At 69.3% G+C, this 20155-nt stretch carries 19 protein-coding genes; 9 read left to right on the top strand and 10 right to left on the bottom strand.

The features are described 5' to 3' along the window. Positions 1-209: 209 nt before the first annotated feature. The 9 genes from MIAR_RS11845 to MIAR_RS11805 form a co-directional block, all read right to left on the bottom strand. Complete coding sequence (locus tag MIAR_RS11845) at positions 210-428, bottom strand: acyl-CoA carboxylase subunit epsilon (protein WP_285636028.1); 219 nt, start codon at positions 426-428, stop codon at positions 210-212. A 13-nt stretch (positions 429-441) separates the two neighbouring features. Beyond that, entirely contained in the window at positions 442-2031 is a 1590-nt protein-coding gene (locus tag MIAR_RS11840) for an acyl-CoA carboxylase subunit beta (RefSeq protein ID WP_425561597.1), read from the bottom strand. 99 nt (positions 2032-2130) lie between these two features. Beyond that, positions 2131-3516 carry a sugar porter family MFS transporter gene (locus MIAR_RS11835; RefSeq protein WP_285636024.1) on the bottom strand — a complete coding sequence of 462 codons (1386 nt, stop codon included), beginning with the start codon at positions 3514-3516 and terminating at the stop codon, positions 2131-2133. A 110-nt stretch (positions 3517-3626) separates the two neighbouring features. Then, positions 3627-4190 (bottom strand): hypothetical protein, encoded by a 564-nt coding sequence (locus MIAR_RS11830; protein WP_285636022.1) that lies wholly within the window; start codon positions 4188-4190, stop codon positions 3627-3629. A gap of 296 nt (positions 4191-4486) precedes the next feature. Then, positions 4487-5041, bottom strand: coding sequence for a hypothetical protein (locus tag MIAR_RS11825; protein WP_285636019.1), 555 nt, complete (start codon positions 5039-5041; stop codon positions 4487-4489). An 80-nt stretch (positions 5042-5121) separates the two neighbouring features. After that, positions 5122-6642: an HNH endonuclease gene (locus tag MIAR_RS11820; protein WP_285636016.1), complete on the bottom strand. Its 1521-nt coding sequence runs from the start codon at positions 6640-6642 to the stop codon at positions 5122-5124. 183 nt (positions 6643-6825) lie between these two features. Beyond that, positions 6826-7131, bottom strand: coding sequence for a hypothetical protein (locus MIAR_RS11815; RefSeq protein ID WP_285636013.1), 306 nt, complete (start codon positions 7129-7131; stop codon positions 6826-6828). A gap of 78 nt (positions 7132-7209) precedes the next feature. Beyond that, positions 7210-8202 carry a hypothetical protein gene (locus MIAR_RS11810; RefSeq protein WP_285636010.1) on the bottom strand — a complete coding sequence of 331 codons (993 nt, stop codon included), beginning with the start codon at positions 8200-8202 and terminating at the stop codon, positions 7210-7212. Positions 8203-8301: 99 nt separating this feature from the next. Then, positions 8302-8994: a phosphocholine cytidylyltransferase family protein gene (locus tag MIAR_RS11805; RefSeq protein ID WP_285636007.1), complete on the bottom strand. Its 693-nt coding sequence runs from the start codon at positions 8992-8994 to the stop codon at positions 8302-8304. Positions 8995-9228: 234 nt separating this feature from the next. Between MIAR_RS11805 and MIAR_RS11800 the strand changes: the two genes are divergently transcribed. From MIAR_RS11800 to MIAR_RS11785, 4 genes are read left to right on the top strand one after another with little or no spacing between them, the layout of a single operon-like run. Continuing rightward, on the top strand, positions 9229-11517 hold the full coding sequence (locus MIAR_RS11800) for an ABC transporter ATP-binding protein (protein ID WP_285636004.1): 2289 nt from the start codon (positions 9229-9231) through the stop codon (positions 11515-11517). After that, the gene (locus MIAR_RS11795) at positions 11493-13061 is read left to right on the top strand and encodes a hypothetical protein (RefSeq protein ID WP_285636002.1); all 1569 of its coding nucleotides are present in this window, start codon (positions 11493-11495) and stop codon (positions 13059-13061) included. Before MIAR_RS11800 ends, MIAR_RS11795 begins: the two co-directional genes overlap by 25 nt. A 49-nt stretch (positions 13062-13110) precedes the next feature. After that, on the top strand, positions 13111-13377 hold the full coding sequence (locus MIAR_RS11790; protein ID WP_285636001.1) for a DUF3039 domain-containing protein: 267 nt from the start codon (positions 13111-13113) through the stop codon (positions 13375-13377). After that, a complete protein-coding gene (locus MIAR_RS11785) occupies positions 13374-13934 on the top strand; it encodes a GNAT family N-acetyltransferase (RefSeq protein ID WP_285635998.1) in 561 nt (186 codons plus the stop codon). The genes MIAR_RS11790 and MIAR_RS11785 overlap by 4 nt, the downstream gene beginning before the upstream one ends. Before the next feature lie 97 nt (positions 13935-14031). Here the strand turns inward: MIAR_RS11785 and MIAR_RS11780 are convergent, their stop codons facing one another. Then, positions 14032-15396 (bottom strand): nicotinate phosphoribosyltransferase, encoded by a 1365-nt coding sequence (locus tag MIAR_RS11780; RefSeq protein ID WP_285635996.1) that lies wholly within the window; start codon positions 15394-15396, stop codon positions 14032-14034. 66 nt (positions 15397-15462) lie between these two features. On the opposite strand from MIAR_RS11780, the gene MIAR_RS11775 reads away from it, so the two are divergent. The 5 genes from MIAR_RS11775 to rdgB are packed head-to-tail and all read left to right on the top strand — an operon-like array spanning position 15463 to position 20134. Beyond that, complete coding sequence (locus MIAR_RS11775; protein ID WP_285635993.1) at positions 15463-16941, top strand: glycoside hydrolase family 3 protein; 1479 nt, start codon at positions 15463-15465, stop codon at positions 16939-16941. A 44-nt stretch (positions 16942-16985) separates the two neighbouring features. After that, positions 16986-17909, top strand: a complete 924-nt coding sequence (gene murQ, locus MIAR_RS11770) for an N-acetylmuramic acid 6-phosphate etherase (RefSeq protein WP_285635990.1) — start codon at positions 16986-16988, stop codon at positions 17907-17909. An 11-nt stretch (positions 17910-17920) separates the two neighbouring features. Then, positions 17921-18775: a glutamate racemase gene (gene murI / locus MIAR_RS11765; protein ID WP_285635987.1), complete on the top strand. Its 855-nt coding sequence runs from the start codon at positions 17921-17923 to the stop codon at positions 18773-18775. 28 nt (positions 18776-18803) lie between these two features. Further along, complete coding sequence (gene rph / locus MIAR_RS11760; RefSeq protein ID WP_285635985.1) at positions 18804-19544, top strand: ribonuclease PH; 741 nt, start codon at positions 18804-18806, stop codon at positions 19542-19544. After that, complete coding sequence (gene rdgB / locus MIAR_RS11755; protein WP_285635982.1) at positions 19541-20134, top strand: RdgB/HAM1 family non-canonical purine NTP pyrophosphatase; 594 nt, start codon at positions 19541-19543, stop codon at positions 20132-20134. The genes rph and rdgB overlap by 4 nt, the downstream gene beginning before the upstream one ends. Positions 20135-20155 lie beyond the last annotated feature (21 nt).

Here is a 20155-nt window from a genome sequence, read left to right as displayed (position 1 = left end):
GCGAAGCCGCCCGCCCCTCGCCAGTGCGGAACAGCTACCCGAAAACTGTCCGCTAGGGGCGGTACTGCGTCTGCCTACCCTGGGGCGGAGCAGCCGCCTAACGCGAAGCGTTGATATAAGTCTGTCGGGTGTCAATAACTCTGTCTGTAGGTATTTCGGGGGACAAAATCGGCGGCTTTTCGACGAAAGTCCATATCCCGTTTAGCCGTTCAGCCAGAGAATCGGCCCCAGGGGATATCCCGACGTAGGGGTTTGCGGAGTCCGCGCTGCGTGCGCTCCCACACGGACACGTGCGGTTCGTCGGCGACAGCCTCGTCGGTCTCGCGGGTGTAGGCGTCGCTGACCACGGCGAGGAGAGCTGCCAGCTCCTCCTCGGTGGGATTCCCGCGGATGATCTCGATGCGGGGGGCGTCTTCGTGCTCGGTCATGATGGCTCGCCGGTCACAGCGGGATGTTGCCGTGCTTCTTGGCGGGCAGCTCGGCGCGCTTGCCCTTGAGCGCGCGCAGGGCCTTCGCGATCGAGACGCGGGTGTTCGCCGGCTCGATGATGCCGTCGATCTCGCCGCGCTCGGCTGCGAGGAACGGGCTGGTGACGCCGTAGGTGTACTCGGCGGCGAGGCGGCTGCGCACGGCGGCGACGTCTTCGCCTGCCTCCTCCGCCTTCTTGATCTCACCGCGGTAGAGGATGTTGACGGCGCCCTGGCCGCCCATGACGGCGATCTCGGCGGTGGGCCAGGCGAGGTTCACGTCGGCGCCGAGCTGCTTGGAGCCCATCACGATGTACGCGCCGCCGTAGGCCTTGCGCAGGATGACGGTGACCAGGGGCACGGTGGCCTCGGCGTAGGCGTAGATGAGCTTGGCGCCACGGCGGATCACACCGGTCCACTCCTGGTCGGTGCCGGGGAGGTAGCCGGGCACGTCGACGAGGGTGACGATCGGGATGGAGAAGGCGTCGCAGAAGCGCACGAAGCGGCTGGCCTTCTCGCCCGCCTCGATGTTCAGGGTGCCGGCCATCTGCGACGGCTGGTTGGCGATGATGCCCACCGAGCGGCCCTCGACGCGGCCGAAGCCGATCACGATGTTCGGCGCGAACAGGGGCTGCACCTCGAGGAACTCGCTGTTGTCGACGACGTGATCGATGACCGTGTGGATGTCGTAGGGCTGGTTGGGGGAGTCCGGGATGATCGTGTTCAGGCGCTGATCGGCATCCGTGGTCTCCCACTCGAACTCCGAAGCGTACGCCGGGAGCTCGGCCATGTTGTTGTCGGGGAGGAAGCTGAGCAGGGTGCGCGCGTAGTCGATCGCATCGTCCTCGTCGGAGGCGAGGTAGTGCGCGACGCCGGAGCGGGTGTTGTGCGTGTAGGCGCCGCCGAGCTCCTCCATGCCGACGTCCTCGCCGGTGACGGTCTTGATGACGTCGGGGCCGGTGACGAACATCTGGCTGGTCTTGTCGACCATGATGACGAAGTCGGTGAGGGCGGGGCCGTACACGGCGCCGCCGGCGGCCGGTCCCATGATGATCGAGATCTGGGGGATCACGCCCGAGGAGCGGGTGTTCATCTTGAAGATCTCGCCGTACTTGCTGAGGGCCAGCACGCCCTCCTGGATGCGGGCTCCACCGGAGTCGAGGATGCCGACCACGGGCATCCCGCTGGTGAGGGCGAACTCCATGATCTTGATGATCTTGTCGCCGGAGACCTCGCCCAGCGAGCCGCCGAAGGTGGTGAAGTCCTGCGAGTAGACCGCGACGGTCCGGCCGTGGATGGTGCCGATGCCGGTGACCACGGAGTCGCCGTAGGGGCGGTTCCTGTCCATGCCGAAGGCGGTGGTGCGGTGTCGCACGTACTCGTCGAACTCGACGAAGCTGCCGTTGTCGACGAGCATCTCGATGCGCTCGCGGGCGGTCATCTTGCCCTTGGCGTGCTGCTTCTGCTGGGCGATCTTCTCCGGCTCGACGACTGCGTCGTTGAAGCGCGCGCGGAGGTTGGCGATCTTCGCGGCAGTGGTCGAGAGGTCAGGCTTTTCCGTCACGGATTCCACCCTATCGGTGGGTCTCGTCGTCACGTTGGATGCCGGCCACAACGGGTTCGGCGATCCTTTGGCGATGCGCTCCGGTCTCCGGCATCCGGATCACCTCCTCGCCGTCCAGCTGCCGCCGTTCTCCCAGAACTGGGCGATGTCCTCGAGCGGGCGTCCCTTGGTCTCGGGGGCGAGCTTCATCACGAACACGAAGGCGGCCACGGCCATGATGCCGAGGATGAGGAAGGCGACCATGCCGCTCTGCTCGAGGATCGGGCGGAAGGCGAGGCCGACGATCACGTTCGCGACGAGGTCGGCGGTGAGCATGACGCTGGCGCCGAGGGAGCGCAGGTGGGCGGGCATCGCCTCGCCGGCGTAGACCCAGACGAGCGATCCGAAGCCGAACGTGAAGCCGGCGGTGAACAGCACCAGTCCGATGAAGCCGAGTGTGGTCAGGGCGCCGTCGAATCGGCCGCCGCCGACGGCGAAGACGCCGATGAGCAGGATGTTGGCGAGAATCATGGTCGCGATGCCGATGAGCAGCACGGGGCGGCGGCCCATGCGGTCGATCACCATGAGAGAGATGAACACGGCGATCAGGCCCGCGACCTGCACGAGGGCGGAGAGGCCCAGCTTGGTGACGTCGTCTGTGTAGCCCATCGACTCGAAGATGGCGGGGCTGTAGTAGACGATCGCGTTGATTCCAGTGATCTGCACGAAGAAGCCGAGGCCGACGACGAAGATCGTGGCGCGCAGGAACGGGCCGCGAAGCAGATCGCGCCACGAGGAGGTGGTGCTGGTGGCGAAGCCGGCGGTGATGACCTCGATCTCCTTGTCGACGTCGACGGTGGGGCCCTCGATCGCGACGAGGGCCTTCCTGACCTCGGCATGCCGGCCCATCATGACGTACCAGCGGGCGGTGTCGGGGAGACGGAGCAGGAGGATCGTGATCACGAGGCCGGGGATCGCGGCGAGTCCCAGCATCCAGCGCCAGCTGTGGGTGGGGGCGAGGGACATCGCGATCAGGTAGCCGAGGATGATTCCGGCGACGGTGGCGACCTGGTAGAGCACGAGGAAGGCGCCGCGGTTGCGTGTCGGGGCGGACTCCGCGACGAACACAGGGACGACGACGACCGAGATGCCGATGGTGACGCCGAGCAGGATGCGGACGATGACCAGGACGATGAGCGTCGGGGCGATGCCGCTGAGCAGTGAGAAGAGCGTGAAGGTGGCGGCGACGAGCACCATGGTCGGTTTGCGGCCGATGCGGTTGGCGAGTGCTCCGCCGAACAGGGCGCCGGCGATCTCGCCGAACACGACGGTGCTGGTGACCCAGCCCTCGGCGGCAGCGTCGAGGCCGAAGTCCTTGCGCAGATAGAGCAGTGCTCCGCCGATGTTGGAGGAGTCGTAGCCGTAGATGATGCCGACGGTGGCTGCGGCGATGCCGACCAGGAGCGCCAATCGTGAGATGCGTGGTGTCTCGGTGAGTGCGCTCATGCTCGTTCCCTTCGACAGCGATGTAACTGAAGATTCGCTGTGAGGCGAGACTGTCCCTCGGGCTGGAGGGTTGTCAATGCGCAGTCGCCCTCACAAACGGGTCGGGCGTGTCAGGAGGCCGGGCAGCCCTCCGTGGCCGGATCCTCGTCGCAGGTGTGTGCGACGAGGGCGGTGCGGGCCTCGTAGATCTGGATGCTCTGCGGCGGACCAGGGATGGTGAGGGTTCCGCTGATGGGGAAGTAACCGGTGCCGAGGTCGATCTCCGCGGTGTAGACGGTGTCGACGGATGCCTGGTAGGCGCCGCGCTCCGCGTAGGTGTGGCTGGTGTCGGTGGGCGTGAACTGGGGCACGCGCAGCGCCTCCCAGGTCTTTCCCGCGGTCGTGGTGGTGCGGGTCTGTCCGTCGCCGTAGCGGAAGACGAAGGTTGCCGGGGTGAACCGGGCCGTGACCGGATAGCCGAAAAGCGTGCCCGAGCGGGTGTGCGCGGCCGCGTTGGTGGTGAAGTTGGTGGGCAGTCCCGCGACGCCGAGGTTGTCGGGTTCGCCGGCGAGGGTGCCGGGTGCGGGGGAGAAGGACGCGAGGTCGGTGATCGTGATGCCGGGCGTGCCGGGTTCTCCTGGAGTCGGCTCCGGTAGCGGCTCGCCCTTCTTGACGGCGTCGATGCAACGGACCATGAGGTTCCAGTTTGTGTTGCACTGCTCAAACGGGCTCGGCTTCCGTGGTGGTAGCGCGGCAATGGGCTTATCTGCGTTGCCTGCGTTGAGAGTGCCCGGGTGTGCATTACCTCCGCTGCTCGGAGAGGAACCGCTTGTCGACTTGCTGCCTTCCGCCGTGACGCTCTGACCATTGTTGCCGAGCAGCACGTTCCCTCCGCCAATTCCTCGCTCTGCTGGATCAGGAGCCGGGGGCGCTTGGCTTGGAACATGACTGAGCCCGGGCGCGAGCATCAGCGTCCCCAAAAGTGCGACAACTACTGGGATGTGCATGCGCTGTCCTCTGCACGAGTTGCGTGTGCAATGAGTAGCCGGTCTGGCGAGGCAGTGAAAGTCACGGTCAACGCGTTCATATCGGGTCTGTCTGGAGCGACTTGTGAGACCCCGGCGGCGTCAACGACATCGGTTCCGCTAACATCCACGCATACAATTGCCGATACCTCGTCATACGGCGGCACGCTTTCGATCCCTTTGAACTGCGCAAGTTTCATCGCGCCGATCATCGTGAGTTTCTCGGCGTGGAGCTCCGAGAAGGTCTTCTTGTCAGCGGCAAGGAAGTCGCCTGTTGCGTATGCGAACATCGGTTCAAATGTGCCCGGATCGCTCGTATCGACATTGTTCAGTGCGTCCGTATAGGCCCGGTACGTCTCCTCCGCCGCCTTGAATGCCTCCTTGTCCGATGCGAACAGTGCCGTCTTCGTGGGCTTCGGGTCGGGCTCCGGCGTGGGGGTGCATGCCGACAGCATCCCGAGGGTGAGCAACCCGGCGGACAATGCGCCGAGCGCGCGGACGGTGGAGGTGGCGAGAGTCACCCGGCCACGGTAACCCGAACCGGCACGTCGCCGCAGGAGTTATCCACAGGCAGGTGCTGGACGCGCTCATGCTTAGAGCGTCAGAAGGCGGGGTCGCCGTGGATCGGAGCATTCCAGTCGAACGGGGCCGGTGCCGGGTCCGATGGGATGAACATGACGCGGCGTGGTGGTCGGTCGTGGTGGAGGGTGCCGTTGGGGCTGGTCCATTGGAGGGTCCAGTCGGGGAGTTGTCGAGCGGTCCACCGATGTTCGTCGGGGATGCTGGGGTGTTTGAGGGCGTGGTGGGTGAGACAGAGATGGGCGAGGTTGTTCAGTTCGGTTCTGCCGCCTTGTGCCCAGTCGTAGGTGTGGTCGAGTTGGGTGCGGTGGACGGGCATACGGCAGCCGGGGAACCGGCAGTGCTGGTCTCGGGCCTGCAGGAACCGTTTCATGCCGGCGGTGGGCTGGTAGGGGTCTGTTGCCGTGACCATGCCGTCGGTGTCGAGGAACAGGCGGGTCCAGGAGGTCGCTGTCCCGGCGAGGGTGCGGGCGGTGTCGGGGTGGAGGGTGCCGGTCCCGTCGAGCTGCGCGGGATAGTCGTCCGCGCCGGTGAGGGTGGTCGCGGCGACGGTGACCTGGATGTGGGCGGTGATGTTCTCCATCCCGTCGCCGAGCACCTCGCCGGGGTTGGAGGTCAGGAGCAGGTCGGTGAGGATCTCGGTGCGGATCTGGGCGATACCGCGGGTATCGGTGGGGATGATGATCGGGACGGGACCTTGTGCGATGGCGCGGTCCATCATCTGCAGGTACGTGTGCACGGTTTCCGGGGTGTCGGTGGGGTCGTCCTCGAGGGGGCCGTTCCAGGCGAACGGGTCGACGGTGAACGTGCCGCCTGAGGTGATGACTTCCACGGACCTGTCGGCTTCGGCTTCGAACTGCTCATCCATCGGGAGGGTCGGCTCCCGATCCTGCTGCTTCTGAGCCCGGGCCATCGCGGTGAGACGGTCCATGATGGCCTGGGCCCTGTGAGTGGGCATCAACGCGCTCAGCAGGGACAGCTCGTCCGTGACGGGACGGACCGTCACGCACTGCTCGGCAAGCGCATCCGCATGCCGCTCGACCACCGTGCGTGGGGCCAGGACTGCGGCGAGCTCCCTCACGTGTGCGCGGGTGCGTGCCGGAGCCTCCGCCACCGCGAACTCCAGCGCGGCCGCTTCATACAGGCCCAGCCGCTCGTCGGAGACCTGCCCGTCGCTGATCGCCTGCCGCACCGGGGAAGCCGCGGAGAGGATCTCCCGCACATGGGATGCGGTGATCGTCCCGGCCTGGAACGACTCCCGCACCACGGGGAAGGACTCCACCAGAACGCGGGCATCCGCGAACGCGTGCTCCACACTGCCCTTCGCCAGCCGCCCCGCTGCCGTGTACTCGGCGATCATGGACCGTTCGATCGCGTTCCGGTGCAACGGCGACTCGGCGATATCTGCTTCCATCAGCGCGAGCCGGTCACCCAGGAGGGCCGCCGCACGTGCTTCGAGTGCGTTGATCTGACGGCGCACCTCCACCCACTCGGCCAGCAGTGCGGCCTGCTGATCCGCACGGTGAGTGGAAGCGCCTGTCATCCATCCAGTTTAGAACAAAAGTACGAACGAGGGAAGAGGTGTTGACAACTCTTTTGATCCGATGATCGGGTGTTCTTGGCGGTCTCGCTCCGCTCGCCCAACGACCAGGTGCGAGGGTCTGCCGGCCCCTATCGTTTCGTTTCGTTTGTTCTATTCGCTCAACGAGCGAGGGCCTGCGCGCCCTCACACCACGAACCGCCACACGTACTCCAGGCCATCGCGCTGGCGGAACCAGGTGATCGTGATCACGACGTCGTCGACGTTCGACTCGCACAGGCACAGCTCGATGGTCTCGGTGGGCAGCACCTGGCCCCACAGATCGACCAGCCGAGCGTCCTGCGCGTCGCTGCGCAGAACCTTCACGAAGTCCACCGCCTCCTTGCCGGCGTTCATCACGACCGGATGCGTCCGATCGCCGCGCGTCACCACCCAGGGCACGCAGTAGGCGGTCGGTGGAGCGGGCTGGGAGATGTCGATGGAATGCAGCATCCCGCCACGGTAGGAATGGCGACAGACGCCACCGGCCAGGCTGGTGCGACGCCTGCCCTGACTGTGCAGAAGCCGCGCTCAGACGGGGTCTGTGGAGGGCGATTCCTCCGTCGAGGGATCGCCCGACGGCGCTGCATCTGTCTTCTTGCGCCTGCGGGTGATCTTCTTCGCGATCCCCGCCGACTTGGAAGCCGCCTCCGCTGTCCTGGACGCGAGCTCCGCCGTCTTCGAGGCGAGCCCGGCGGCGCCTGTCGCGACGCCCGCACCGACCAGACGCGCGCCGTGCAGCATCCGCCGTTCCAGCCGTTCGCTCCCGGATGCCGGCTCCAGCTCCGGCGGCAGCCACGGGGGAGCGGCGCCGAAGGCGCGCCGCGACGTGCTCAGCACCCGCCTGCCGAGCAGGTGGTTCCCCGTACCTCCCACCACGGCGCCCACGCCGAACGGCAGCGCCTTGCCGACGAACGACGCACCGCCACGCGAGGCGAACTGCCGGATGAACGCCGACTTCAGCCTGTCCACGATCGGACCGACCGCGGCGCGGGGCAGCGACTTCGTGACCAGCTCGCCCCAATAGGCCGCGCGAGTGTCGCCCTTGCCCGACGCCTGTCGGGTCAGCTGCCCGATCAGGTCGACGCCCTCCTTGCCGAGCATCAGCGCCATGACCAGTGCGCGGGCGCGCTCGGGATCCTGGATCGCGATGCCATGGACCTCGGCGACCGACTGAGCGAACAGCGCCGTCGACTCCATGAACCCGACCGTCTCGACACCGGACAGTGCCAGCGTGATCCCCGTGCCGATGCCGGGGATCACCGCGGTCGCGCCGACTGCGGCGCCGCCGGTTGTCACGGCGGCGAGATAGCGGGTCTCGAGGATCCGCACGATCTCCTGCGGCGTCGCGTCCGGATGCCGAAGACGGATGCTGCGGATGTGCGCGACGACGAGCGGACGCTGCACCGAGAGGACGCGGTCGAGGCCGCGCGCCGAGAACGAGCGCTCGTCGGCGACGCTCGGCGGCACCGGGGCGAGCGTGGGCTCGTCCAGGATGTGGAGCTTGTGGACCTTCTCTGGCATGGGGTGATCCTATGCGGGGCATCCGCGAGAAGGCCGAAAAGCCCCGCCCCTTGACAGGGCGGGGCTTTCAATGCTGTGACGGGCTCGGCGGCCCGGGGGTCACACGAAGAGGTTCGCGCGCTCCAGGTCCTCGGCGAAGTCGACCTCGACCGCGTACAGGTCGGAGACGTCCATCGGCTCGAGCAGCAGGCCGTCCTCGGCGATCGACAGCTCGAGGCCGCGCTCGAAGTAGTCCTGGTCCTCGACGCGCTGCAGCTGGCGCATGAACGCCTTCTTGTCGGCGGACGAGATGTAGTTGATGCCCACAGCCTCGCCGAGACCGCCCTTGACCGTCTTCGACAGCTCCTTGATGAAGCCCTCGGCGGTCACGGTGTACTTGACCTCCTCGTCGCTCACCTTGGAGGTGTTGACGGTGACGAACGACTGGTCGCGCTCGATGTACTCGATCGCACGGCCCAGGATGCGCGGGTCGAAGACCACATCGCCGTTCATCCAGAGCACGCCGCCCTTGCCGGTCGCGCTCAGCGCGCGCAGCAGGCTCTTGGAGGTGTTGGTCACGTCGTAGCGCTCGTTGTGCACGTAGTTCGCGGACGGGAACGCCTCGATGATCGTCTCGGCACGGTAGCCGACGACGGCGGTGATGCGGGCGTCGCGTCCGAACGCAGCGCGGATGTTGTCGTGCTGCTGCTGCATGATCGTGCGGCCGTCGCTGAGCTCGGTGAGCGGCTTGGGCAGTGCGCGACCGAGGCGCGAGCCCATGCCTGCTGCAAGGATGACGGTCTGAAGAGTCACGGTTTCTCCTAAAAAGAACTTGTGTTCACTGTCGATTCATCGACGGGACACCTCTTCGTGCCAGGAACATGCTACTGATCGCACCTGGGAAGACCCGGGTCACTGTGGTCGCCGTTGCTGTTTCGTGATGGTTCGCACACGTAACACTCAGGGTTCCGCGTGGCCGAATTCTGCGGTCTCCGACCATGACCCCCGCTCCGGGAACATTGCCTGCCGCTTGATACCGTAGTACGCGTGACAGCTTCTCTCGACTCCGGGGCCGACCGCGACGACACCTCCCAGCCGGGAAGCGCGGACGCCGCGGCTGCCCCCGCAGCCGCGAAGAAGCCAGCGCGCACGCCGGCGAAGCGTGCCGCGACGCCCCGGAAGACCACCGCGAAGAAGGCAGATGCCGAATCCGTCGACGGCACTGCGGATGCTGCCGCGCAGCGCCCGCGCACCCGGACGACCACGGCCCGAACCACTGCGGCCGGGACTGCCGCCGCGAAGAGCGCGACGGATGCCGAGGGCACGGCGCCCGCCGGCGCAGCCGCCAAGACGCCGACCGGGTCCACCGCTGCGAAGACCGGTGCCGCCAAGTCCACCGCGTCCAAAACCACTGCCGCGAAGCCCGCCGCAGCAGCGACGGCGGCGAAGACCGCTGCTGCGAAGAAGGCGGCCGCCAGCACGGCCGCCGCGAAGACCGCGGCCACGAAGCGCACCGCCGCGACGGCGGCGGCGAAGACGGCCGCGGTGAAGAAGGCGACGGCTGCCGCTGCATCCGCCCGGGCGACCACGAAGGCCGCCGCGTCGAAGGAGGCCGCTGAGAAGACAGCAGCCGCCGCGAAGAAGACCACGACGACGCGGGCATCCGCGACGACGAAGAGCGGCACGACGGCGAAGGCGACAACCCCGAAGAAGGCGGCCGCCGCCAAGACCCCCGCTGCCAAGACGACCGCGGCGAAGACCCCCGCTGCGAAGACGACCGCGGCGAAGACGACCGCGGCCAAGACGACTGCGGCGAAGACGACGGCCGCGAAGAAGACGGCTGCGTCGGCTCCCGAGACGACCGCCGCCGCGACCGGGACGACGGCCCGCTCCAAGACCTCGGCGCGCTCCACCACGGCATCGCGCACGACCTCGAAGGCGGCGGCCGCGCCCGCACCTGCCGACGACGTCGTGACGTCTCCGTCGGCATCGCAGGTCGAACCGACCACCGAAGCCCCGATCGCCTACATCCCGGCTCTTCCCTCCGCCGGCGGACAGGCAGCGGATGCCGCGGAGGCGTCCGCTCGTCGCCAGACCGCCGCCTCGAACAGCGGATCGGCCGCCACAGAGGCCCGGGCGCCCCGCACTCCAGCCTCCGCGCCCTCGGCGGAAGCTCCCGCGGCGGAGGCGCCCTCTGCGGCATCCGATTCCGCTCCGGCGTCCGACGCTGCCGCAGCTGCGGAGTCCTCTCCCGCGGCGTCCGAGCCGGCCGCGGTCGACGTCGCCGCCGCTGAGGCGGCCGCCTCCGCGGCGACGCCCGAGGCCATCACGAAGCCGTCGCCCTCTTCCGTCGAGTCGCCGTCGGTCGATGCGGCGTCCACCGAGGAGATCCAGGCCGAGCCGGCAGCCGCGCCGGCGGACACCGAGCCGGACGCCCAGCCCGTCGAACCGGCCCCCGCGCCCGCTGCAGAGCCCGTAGAGCCGGCCCCCGCGCTCGCTGCCGAGCAGCCCGCTCAGCCCGAAGCGTCGGCGGATCCCGCCCGCGCTCCGCGCCCTGCGCCCGCGCCGGCCACCGGTGCGGAGGCCATCCTCATCCGCGGCCTGGTCAAGCGCTTCGGCGATTCGAACGCGGTCGACGGCATCGACCTGACCGTGCCCGCCGGATCGTTCTACGGACTGGTGGGGCCGAACGGCGCGGGCAAGACCACGACGCTGTCGATCATCGCGGGGCTGCTGCGTCCCGACGCCGGCACAGTGCACATCAGCGGCATCGATCAGAAGACGAACCCGCTCGGCGCGAAACGCGTGATGGGCGTGCTGCCGGACCGGCTGCGCACCTTCGACCGCCTCACCGGCCGTCAGCTGCTGCACTACTACGGTCAGCTGCGGGGCCTGCAGCGCGCGGTCATCGAGAAGCGCGTCGCCGATCTGGCCCGCGCGTTCGACCTGAGCGAGGCGCTGAGTCGCGTGGTCTCCGACTACTCGGCCGGCATGACCAAGAAGCTCATGCTCGCGGGAGCCCTGATCCACTCGCCGCGCGTGCTCGTGCTCGACGAGCCGTTCGAGGCCGTCGACCCGGTCTCGTCGAGCGTGATCCTCGACATCCTGCGCTCCTACGTCGCCCACGGCGGCACCGTCATCCTCTCCAGTCACGGCATGGACCTGGTGGAGCAGGTGTGCACGCGCGTCGCGGTGATCGTCGGCGGTGAGGTGCTCGCCGAGGGGACCGTGGACGAGGTGCGCGCGGGCCAGACGCTCGCGGCGCGCTTCGTCGAGCTCTCCGGCACGGGTGGCGAAGTGGAGGGACTGGAGTGGTTGCACACGTTCTCCGACTGAGGCTCGCGCTGGTCGCGGGCGCTCTGCGCGGCGAACGACTCGTGCGCAGCGTGCTCGCAGTGCTGGTCACGGCTGCGATCACCGTCGCCGTGTGCCTGGCCGTGCTCGGCCTGGGCAACGCACCGCTGCCCACCGCGCGCGCGATCATCGTGTTCAGCGCCGCCGCCGCGTTCCTCGCGTTCTTTCTGGGCCCGATGCTCACCGGCACGCAGGACCAGCTGGATCCGCGACGCTTCGCGCCCTTCGGCGTGGACGAGAAGCGGATGCCGTGGATCCTGGCGCTCGCCTCCCTGGTCAGCGTCCCGAGCGCAGCGCTCCTCGTCGTCCACGCGTTCTTCGTCGCCGTCTCGATCACGGTCGGACGCATCGCGTGGCCCGTGGCCGTGCTGGCCGGACTGGTCAGCGTGATCTCCACGGCGCTGATCGCCCGCATCGGTATGGCGATCAGCGCCATCGCGCTGCCCGAGCGCCGCTCCCGCGAGCTCACGGTGCTCTTCTGGATCCCCATCATCGTCGTCGCGTTCCCGGTCGCCGCGTACGTCTCGTCGATGGAGTGGAACGGCCATGTGCCCGCCGGGGTCGCCGCCGTGACCGCGGCGGTGGGCTTCACGCCGCTGGCCGCCCCGCAGGCGTTCCTGTTCCACGTGGCAGCCGGCGAGGTCGGCGCGGCGTGGGGCAGCGGCCTCATCGCCGTCGCGACGCTGGCCGGCATCCTGGCACTCTGGGCGTATCTCGTCCGGCGGATGCTGACGACCACCGAGCGTCCGTACGCGACGCGCGAGCGCTCCGGCCTCGGATGGTTCTCCGTGCTGCCGGCCAACGCCTTCGGCGCCGTCGCGGCCCGCAGCCTGGTCTACTGGATGCGCGATCGCCGCTACATCGTGAACATCCTCATCGTGCCGATCGCGGGAGTGCTCACGGTGTTCCCGCTCATGGTGGCCGGGGTCCCGCCGTGGGCCGCTGCGCTCGTGCCGGTGCCGCTCATGGCGCTGTTCTTCGGCTGGCTGCCGCACAACGACGTCGCCTACGACTCCACCGCGCTGTGGATCCACATCGCGAGCGGCGTCCGCGGGCTGCCCGACAGGCTCGGCCGGCTCGTGCCCGTGCTGCTCGTGTCGATCCCCGTACTGGCGATCGCCGTGTCCGTGACCCTGGCGTTCGTCGGGAAGTGGGAACTGCTCCTGCCGCTCATCGGCGTGGCCGCCGCCCTTCTGCTCACCGGGCTCGGCATGTCGAGCATCGCCTCGGTCATCGCGCCGTACGCGGTGTCGCGTCCGGGGGACAGCCCGTTCCAGCAGCCGCAGCGCTCGTCCTCGCACGGGTCCTGGGGTGCCGCCGGCACGTTCGTCGGGGCGCTCGTCTTCAGCATCCCCACGCTGTGGCTGTTCGTTCTCACCGTCGTGGACGGCGACAGGCACGCCCCGGCGACGTTCTGGACGGGAGTCATCACCGGAGTGCTCGTGCTGCTCGGCGGCGCGGCGATCGGCGGTGCGATCTTCGAGCGCAGCGGAGCCCGCCTGATGGAGTTCGCCGAGACCACCTGAGACCGCAGGAACCGGGCCCCGGAGCGCTCATGACGGCTAGAATCGGCCCATGAGTACTCCGCTGGACAGCCCCGATCAGGGTGGCGTGGCAACACTTGATCGCGAACTCGAAGAGCTCCTCCGCGAGGAGAACCTCGAGCCCGGCGACCATGAGCGCTTCTCGCACTACGTGAAGAAGGACAAGATCCTCGAGTCGGCCATCACCGGCAAGCCGGTGCGGGCGCTCTGCGGCAAGAAGTGGACGCCGGGACGCGACCCGGAGAAGTTCCCGATCTGCCCGACCTGCAAGGAGATCTACGAGAGCATGATTGCGTGACCGGCTCCTCTCGGATCCGGGTGCGGGACTACGAGGAACGGGACTGGGCGACGATCTGCCGCATCCATGATGCGGCCCGACTGGATGAACTGCGCGACGCTGCGATCTTCCGTCCGTCGCCCGCCGAACTGCGTGAGGAATGGACGGGCCCCCGCGAGGGCGACCTGAGCGAAGGGCGCACGCTGGTCGGTCCCGACGCGTTCCTCCCTCTCGTGAGCACGTTCGAGGCGGAGGATCTGTTCGCCGATGACGTGCGGGTCGCGGAGTACGACGGCGCCGTCGCCGGCTTCATCGCGGCTTCGGACGACGAGATCACCTGGCTGTACGTCGACCCGGCCGTGTGGCGGCGCGGTATCGCGCGTGCGCTGGTGACGGATCACCTCCGTCGCGGCGACGGGCGACGTGTCGAGCTGGAGGTGCTCGAAGGCAACGCCGCTCGGGGCTTCTACGAGCAGCTCGGCTTCGTCGTCGAATCGACGTCCACGGGGCGGCTGGCAGGTGCGGAGGACTTCTGGGCCGTGGGACACGTCATGGTCAACTCCGCATCCGCCTCGTGAGCTGAGCGCCGGCTCGTGCCGCCGGCGAGCCGGGATCAGGAACCGGTCGGCCCCTCCGGCGCGTCGACGCCCTTCGACTCGTCGCTTCGCTCCTCGCTCAGGAACCGGTCGGCCCCTCCGGGGCATCAACAAAGTGGGTCGGGATCGCAGGGTCCGACTTGCTGAGCGCGAGCGCGCGCACCGGCAGCTCCTCGCGCACGCGCAGGTGGTGCGCGCGGGCGGCGGCCGTGCCGTCGTGCCCCTCGTAGGCGGTGTCGATCTCGCCGTTCTCGACGAGCACGACCTGCAGGGCGCGGGCATCCGGGTGGGATGCTGCCGTGTCGACGCGTTCGAACCCGTCGGCCACCGAGATCGTCTCGGAGACCGCGACGCCGTCCTCGAGCGTACGGAACGCGGCCTTGCGCCCGCCCTTCGAACCCTTGTCGGCGGATGCCTTGGCGACGGCCACCCAGCCGCCGCCGGCGTCCTGACGCGCGACGAGCTTGTAGACCATTCCCGCGGTCGGATAGCCGGAGCCCGTGACCACCGAGGTGCCGACGCCGTAGGCATCCACGGGGGAGGCGGCCAGAGCGGCGATCGCGTACTCGTCCAGGTCGCTGGTGACCGTGATCTTCGTCTCGGTGGCGCCGAGCTCGTCCAGCTGGGCGCGCACCTCGCCGGCGACGATCGGCAGGTCGCCGGAATCCAGGCGCACCCCGCCGAGGCCGGTGCCGGCCACACGGATCGCGGTCTCGACGCCGGCGCGGATGTCGTAGGTGTCCACCAGCAGGGTGGTGCTCACGCCCAGGCTCTCCACCTGCGCGCGGAACGCGTCCTCCTCGCTGTCGTGCAGCAGCGTCCAGGAGTGCGCGGCCGTGCCCATCGTCGGGATGCCCCACCGGCGTCCCGCCTCGAGGTTGCTCGTCGCGCCGAAGCCGGCGATGTAGGCGGCGCGCGCGGCCGCGACAGCCGAGTGCTCGGCGGCACGACGCGAGCCCATCTCGGCAAGCGGGCGCTCGCCCGCGGCGATGCTCATCCGGGAGGCCGCCGTCGCGACGGCGGAGTCGTGGTTGAGCACGCTCAGCGCCAGGGTCTCCAGCACGACGGCGTCCGCGAAGGTGCCCTCCACGGTGAGGATGGGGGAGCCGGGGAAGTACAGCTCGCCCTCGCGGTAGCCGAGGATCGTGCCGGTGAACCGGTAGTCCTCCAGGTACTTCACCGCAGCGGCGTCCACCACGTCGTTGTCGCGCAGATATCGCAGCTCGTCCTCTTCGAAGCGGAACTCGCGCAGCAGCGAGAGCAGCCGTCCCGTGCCCGCGACGACCCCGAAACGGCGGCCGCCGGAGAGCCGGCGGGAGAACAGCTCGAAGACGGAGGGCCGGCTCGCCGTGCCGTCGCGGAGCGAGGCGGCGAGCATCGTCAGTTCGTAGCGGTCGGTGAGGAACGCGGAGCTCATCCGCTCAGTGTATGCCGCGCGGTGCATCGCTTCCTGCCCGGTGACGGATGCCGCGCGCTGTGCCCCGCTCCGGAATCGGGGATACTGATGTCCGTGCCCGATGACTTCGAACGGCGTGAGATCGAACGCCTCGCCAATGCCGTGCTCTGGCCGGGATTCCTCGGAAACGAGGTGCCGGACTGGCTCGCGGACGCCCTGCGGGACGGCCTCGCCGGAGTCGTCTACTTCGCGCAGAACCTCGGCGGTGACACCACGGCCCTCAGCGCCGAGATCCACCGCATCGCCCCGCACGCGCTGATCGGCATCGACGAGGAGGGCGGCAGTGTCACACGGCTGGAGACGACCACCGGATCCACGATCCCCGGCGCCGCCGAACTGGGCGCGCTGGACGATGTGGAGGCGACGCGCGCCACGGGGTACGAGATCGGGCGCCGAGTGGCCGCGATCGGCGCCGATGTCGTGATCGCGCCCGTCGCCGACGTCAACACCGACCCGCGCAACCCGGTGATCGGCGTGCGCGCCTTCGGATCGGACACCTCGCTGGTCTCGCGGCACGTGGCCGCGGCCGTCACCGGCATCCAGGATGCAGGGGTCGCCGCCTGCGCCAAGCACTACCCGGGACACGGCGACACCCACACCGACTCGCACCACGACCTGCCCCGGATCACTCTCGACCAGGCCGAGATCGAACGCGTGCACCTGCCGCCCTTCACCGCCGCGGTGGAGGCCGGAGTCCTGTCGATCATGACCGCCCACATCGCGGCCCCGCAGTGGGGCGACGCGCCTGCCACCCTCAACCCCCTGGTGCTCGGACGACTGCGCGCCGCGGGTTTCGACGGCGTGATCGTGACGGATGCGCTCGACATGGCCGCGATCCGGGAGAGCGTCGGGATCGGCGGCGGGGCCGTGCGGGCGCTCGCCGCCGGCGCCGACCTGCTCTGCATCGGAAACCCCACGAACCCTGGCGATGCGATGCTCGCCGACCAGGACGAACGCGACTACCGCGAGGCGCGGGATGCCGTGGTGGCCGCCCTGCGATCCGGCGAGCTGTCTCGCGAGCGCGTCGAGGAGGCTGCACGACGAGTGGCCGTGATGGCCGCAGCTGTGCGTGATCGTGGGCCGGCCGCCGAAAGGCCCTTCGACGGTGACGCGATCGCCGACCGCGCGGTGCACGTCGAAGGATCGTTCCCCGCGTTCGAGGACGCGCCCACGACGGTGATCGACCTGCGCCGGGCGTCCAGCCTCGCGGTCGACAGCGCCGCCTCGCACGTCGCCCAGGCGCTCGCCGCCGGCGGCGAGACCATACGGATCGACGCCGAGCACGCCACGGATGCCGACATCGACGCGGCTCTGCGCTCGGGAGGCGCCGGACAGAGCGTCGTGCTCGTCGACCGCATCGACGTCGGGTCTCCGCAGCGGATCGCGCTCGATCGCATCCGCGACGCGACCCCGGGCGTCGTGACCGTCAACGTCGGGCTCCCCGTTGCGGACGCGGGAACCGTCATCACGGCATCCGCAGCCAGCCTGCTGGCCGCGCGAGCCGCGCGACGAGCGCTGCTCGTCTCCCGCTGAGCCCGAGCTGCCCCCTCACAGATCCGAACAGGAAGAAGGACGACATGTCCGACCGCGATCAGCTGCGATCCACCCTCGAGACGCTCTCGACGGAGCGCGTCGATCCCGCGTTCGCCCAGCTCGACCTGCTCGGCACCTCGGATCAGGTCGCCCTCATGGCGGAGCAGGGCGTCGTCGCCGCGCAGGCGGTCGCGTCCGAGCGGGAGAGCATCGCGCGCGCCGTGGACGGCATCGTCGAGCGCCTGCACCGCGGCGGCCGCCTGGTGTACGTCGGCGCCGGCACCGCGGGGCGCATGGGCGTGCTGGATGCCAGCGAGATCCCGCCCACGTTCGGAACCGACCCCTCGCTGGTGACGGGCCTGATCGCGGGCGGAGAGCACGCGCTGCGCAACGCCGTGGAGAACGCCGAGGACGACATCGACGCGGGGGAGCAGGCGGGTCGGGAGCTCGGCCCCGACGACGCGATCGTCGGGATCTCGGCATCCGGCCGCACCCCCTACGTGGTCGGCGCGCTGCGCGCCGCACGCGAGCGGGGCGCCTTCACGGTGAGCCTGGCCTGCAACCGCGACTCCGAGATCTCGAAGCACGCCGACGCCCCCATCGAGGTCGTCGTGGGTCCCGAGGTCGTCGCGGGTTCCACACGCCTGAAGGCGGGCACCGCGCAGAAGCTCGTCATCAACACGCTGTCGACGCTCGCGATGGTGCAGTCCGGCAAGGTCTACGGCAACCTCATGGTCGACGTCCAGTCCACCAACGAGAAGCTGCGTGCCCGCGCCGAGCGCACGGTCATGCACGCCACCGGCGTCACCCCGGAGGCCGCCGCTGCGGCACTGGCCTCCGCGGGCGGTTCCGTCAAGCTGGCGATCGGGATCGTCGAGACCGGGGCGGATGCCGAGAGCATGCGCCGTGCGCTGGACGCCGCCGGCGGGAACCTGCGCGCCGCGCTCGCCGCAGCATCCGCCGAGTAGGCTTGGGGATCATGAACGACGCGCCCATCGGCATCTTCGACTCCGGAGTCGGCGGGCTGACGGTCGCCAGGGCCATCCGCGCCCAGCTGCCGCAGGAATCGCTCGTCTACATCGGTGACACGGCGCACTCGCCGTACGGGCCGAAGCCGATCGCGGATGTCCGGCGCTACAGCCTCGAGGTGCTCGACACGCTCGTGGACCAGGGCGTGAAGATGCTCGTGATCGCCTGCAACACGGCATCCGCGGCCATGCTCCGCGACGCGCGGGAGCGGTACGACGTGCCCGTCGTCGAGGTGATCGGCCCGGCCGTGCGACGCGCGGTCTCGACCACCCGCAACGGCCGTATCGGCGTGATCGGCACAGTCGGGACGATCGGCTCCCGCGCCTACCAGGACATGCTCGAGGTCAACGAGCGGCTCCAGGTGTTCACGGCCGCCTGCCCGCGCTTCGTCGAGTTCGTGGAGGCCGGCATCACCGGCACCCCGGAGGTGCTCGCGGTCGCGGAGGACTACCTCGCGCCGCTGCGGGATGCCGAGGTCGACACGCTCGTGCTGGGCTGCACGCACTACCCGTTCCTGCGCGGAGCGATCAGCTACGTGATGGGGGACGGGGTCTCGCTGGTCTCCAGCGACGACGAGACCGCGGCCGATGTCTACCGGCAGCTGGTGCGACACGACCAGCTCGCCCCCGCGGACGCCGTCCCCACCTACACGTACGAGGCGACAGGCGCCTCGACCGAGGACTTCACGGCGCTCGCCAACCGGCTCATGGGCCGCGAGGTGCGCGACGTGCAGCTCGTGCAGACCGGCGTCATCACCCTGCCGGACATGTCCGGTGTCGACGGCGCCGACGCGCTGCGGCCCTGAACTCCCGAACCCCTTCCGAGAGGACACCATGTCAGACATCGTCCGCGCCGACGGCCGCAGCACCGACCAGCTCCGAGAGGTGACGATCGAGCGCGGCTGGTCCGCGCACGCCGAGGGTTCGGCGCTCGTCAGCTTCGGCGGCACCAAGGTGCTGTGCACGGCATCGTTCACGAACGGCGTGCCGCGCTGGCTGACGGGCAAGGGCAAGGGCTGGGTCACCGCCGAGTACGCGATGCTGCCGCGAGCCACCAACTCCCGCAACGACCGCGAGAGCGTGAAGGGCCGCATCGGCGGTCGCACGCACGAGATCTCCCGACTGATCGGCCGCGCGCTGCGTGCCGTCGTCGACACCAAGGCGCTCGGCGAGAACACGATCGTGATCGACTGCGACGTCCTCCAGGCCGACGGCGGAACCCGCACCGCTGCGATCACCGGCGCCTACGTCGCCCTGGCCGACGCGATCGAGTGGGGTCGCGAGAAGAAGTTCATCGGCAAGAACGCCACGCCGCTGCTGGACTCGGTCGCTGCGGTCTCGGTCGGGATCATCGACGGCGAGCCCATGCTCGATCTGGCATACGTCGAGGACGTGCGCGCGGAGACCGACATGAACGTGGTCGTCACCGGTCGCGGACTGTTCGTCGAGGTGCAGGGCACCGCCGAGGGCGCGCCCTTCGACAAGCGCGAGCTGGACGCCCTGCTGGAGCTCGGCGTGAACGGCTGCGCGTCGCTCAGGGAGCACCAGCTGGCATCCCTGGCGGCGGAGCGATGAAGGTCGTCCTCGCCACGCACAACCCCCACAAGGTCGCCGAGTTCCAGCAGATCGTCGCCGCCACCCGCCCCGATCTCGAGGTCGTCGGCTACGACGGCCCCGAGCCGGTCGAGGACGGCGTGACGTTCGCGGAGAACGCCCTGATCAAGGCGCGCGCGGCCGCCGCGCACACCGGACTGCCGGCGCTCGCCGACGACTCCGGCATCTGCGTCGATGTTCTCGGCGGTTCGCCGGGCGTGTTCTCGGCGTATTGGGCAGGGCAGAAGAAGGATGCCACGGCCAACCTCGAGCTGCTGCTGGACCAGCTGCACGACATCGCCGACCCGCATCGCGCAGCGCAGTTCCACTCGACGATCGCGCTGGTGACCGCCGATGGCACCGAGCGCACGGTGCAGGGCATCTGGCCCGGCCGCCTGGCGCACCGTCCCGCCGGTCCCGGCGGCTTCGGCTACGACCCGATCTTCATCCCGGACGGCCAGGATGCGGCATCCGAGCGCACCGTCGGCGAGTTCACGGATGCGGAGAAGCAGTCTCAGTCGCACCGTGCCCGCGCGTTCCAGGCGCTGATCCCGCTGCTCGCCGAGCTCTAGGGGCTATTGAGAATCATCCCC

The sequence above is a fragment of the Microbacterium arabinogalactanolyticum genome (assembly GCF_030268005.1).
In the GTDB taxonomy this organism is placed as follows: domain Bacteria; phylum Actinomycetota; class Actinomycetes; order Actinomycetales; family Microbacteriaceae; genus Microbacterium; species Microbacterium arabinogalactanolyticum.
The sequence above is the reverse complement of the archived record's forward strand: the minus strand, read 5'-3'. Positions and strand labels throughout refer to the sequence as shown.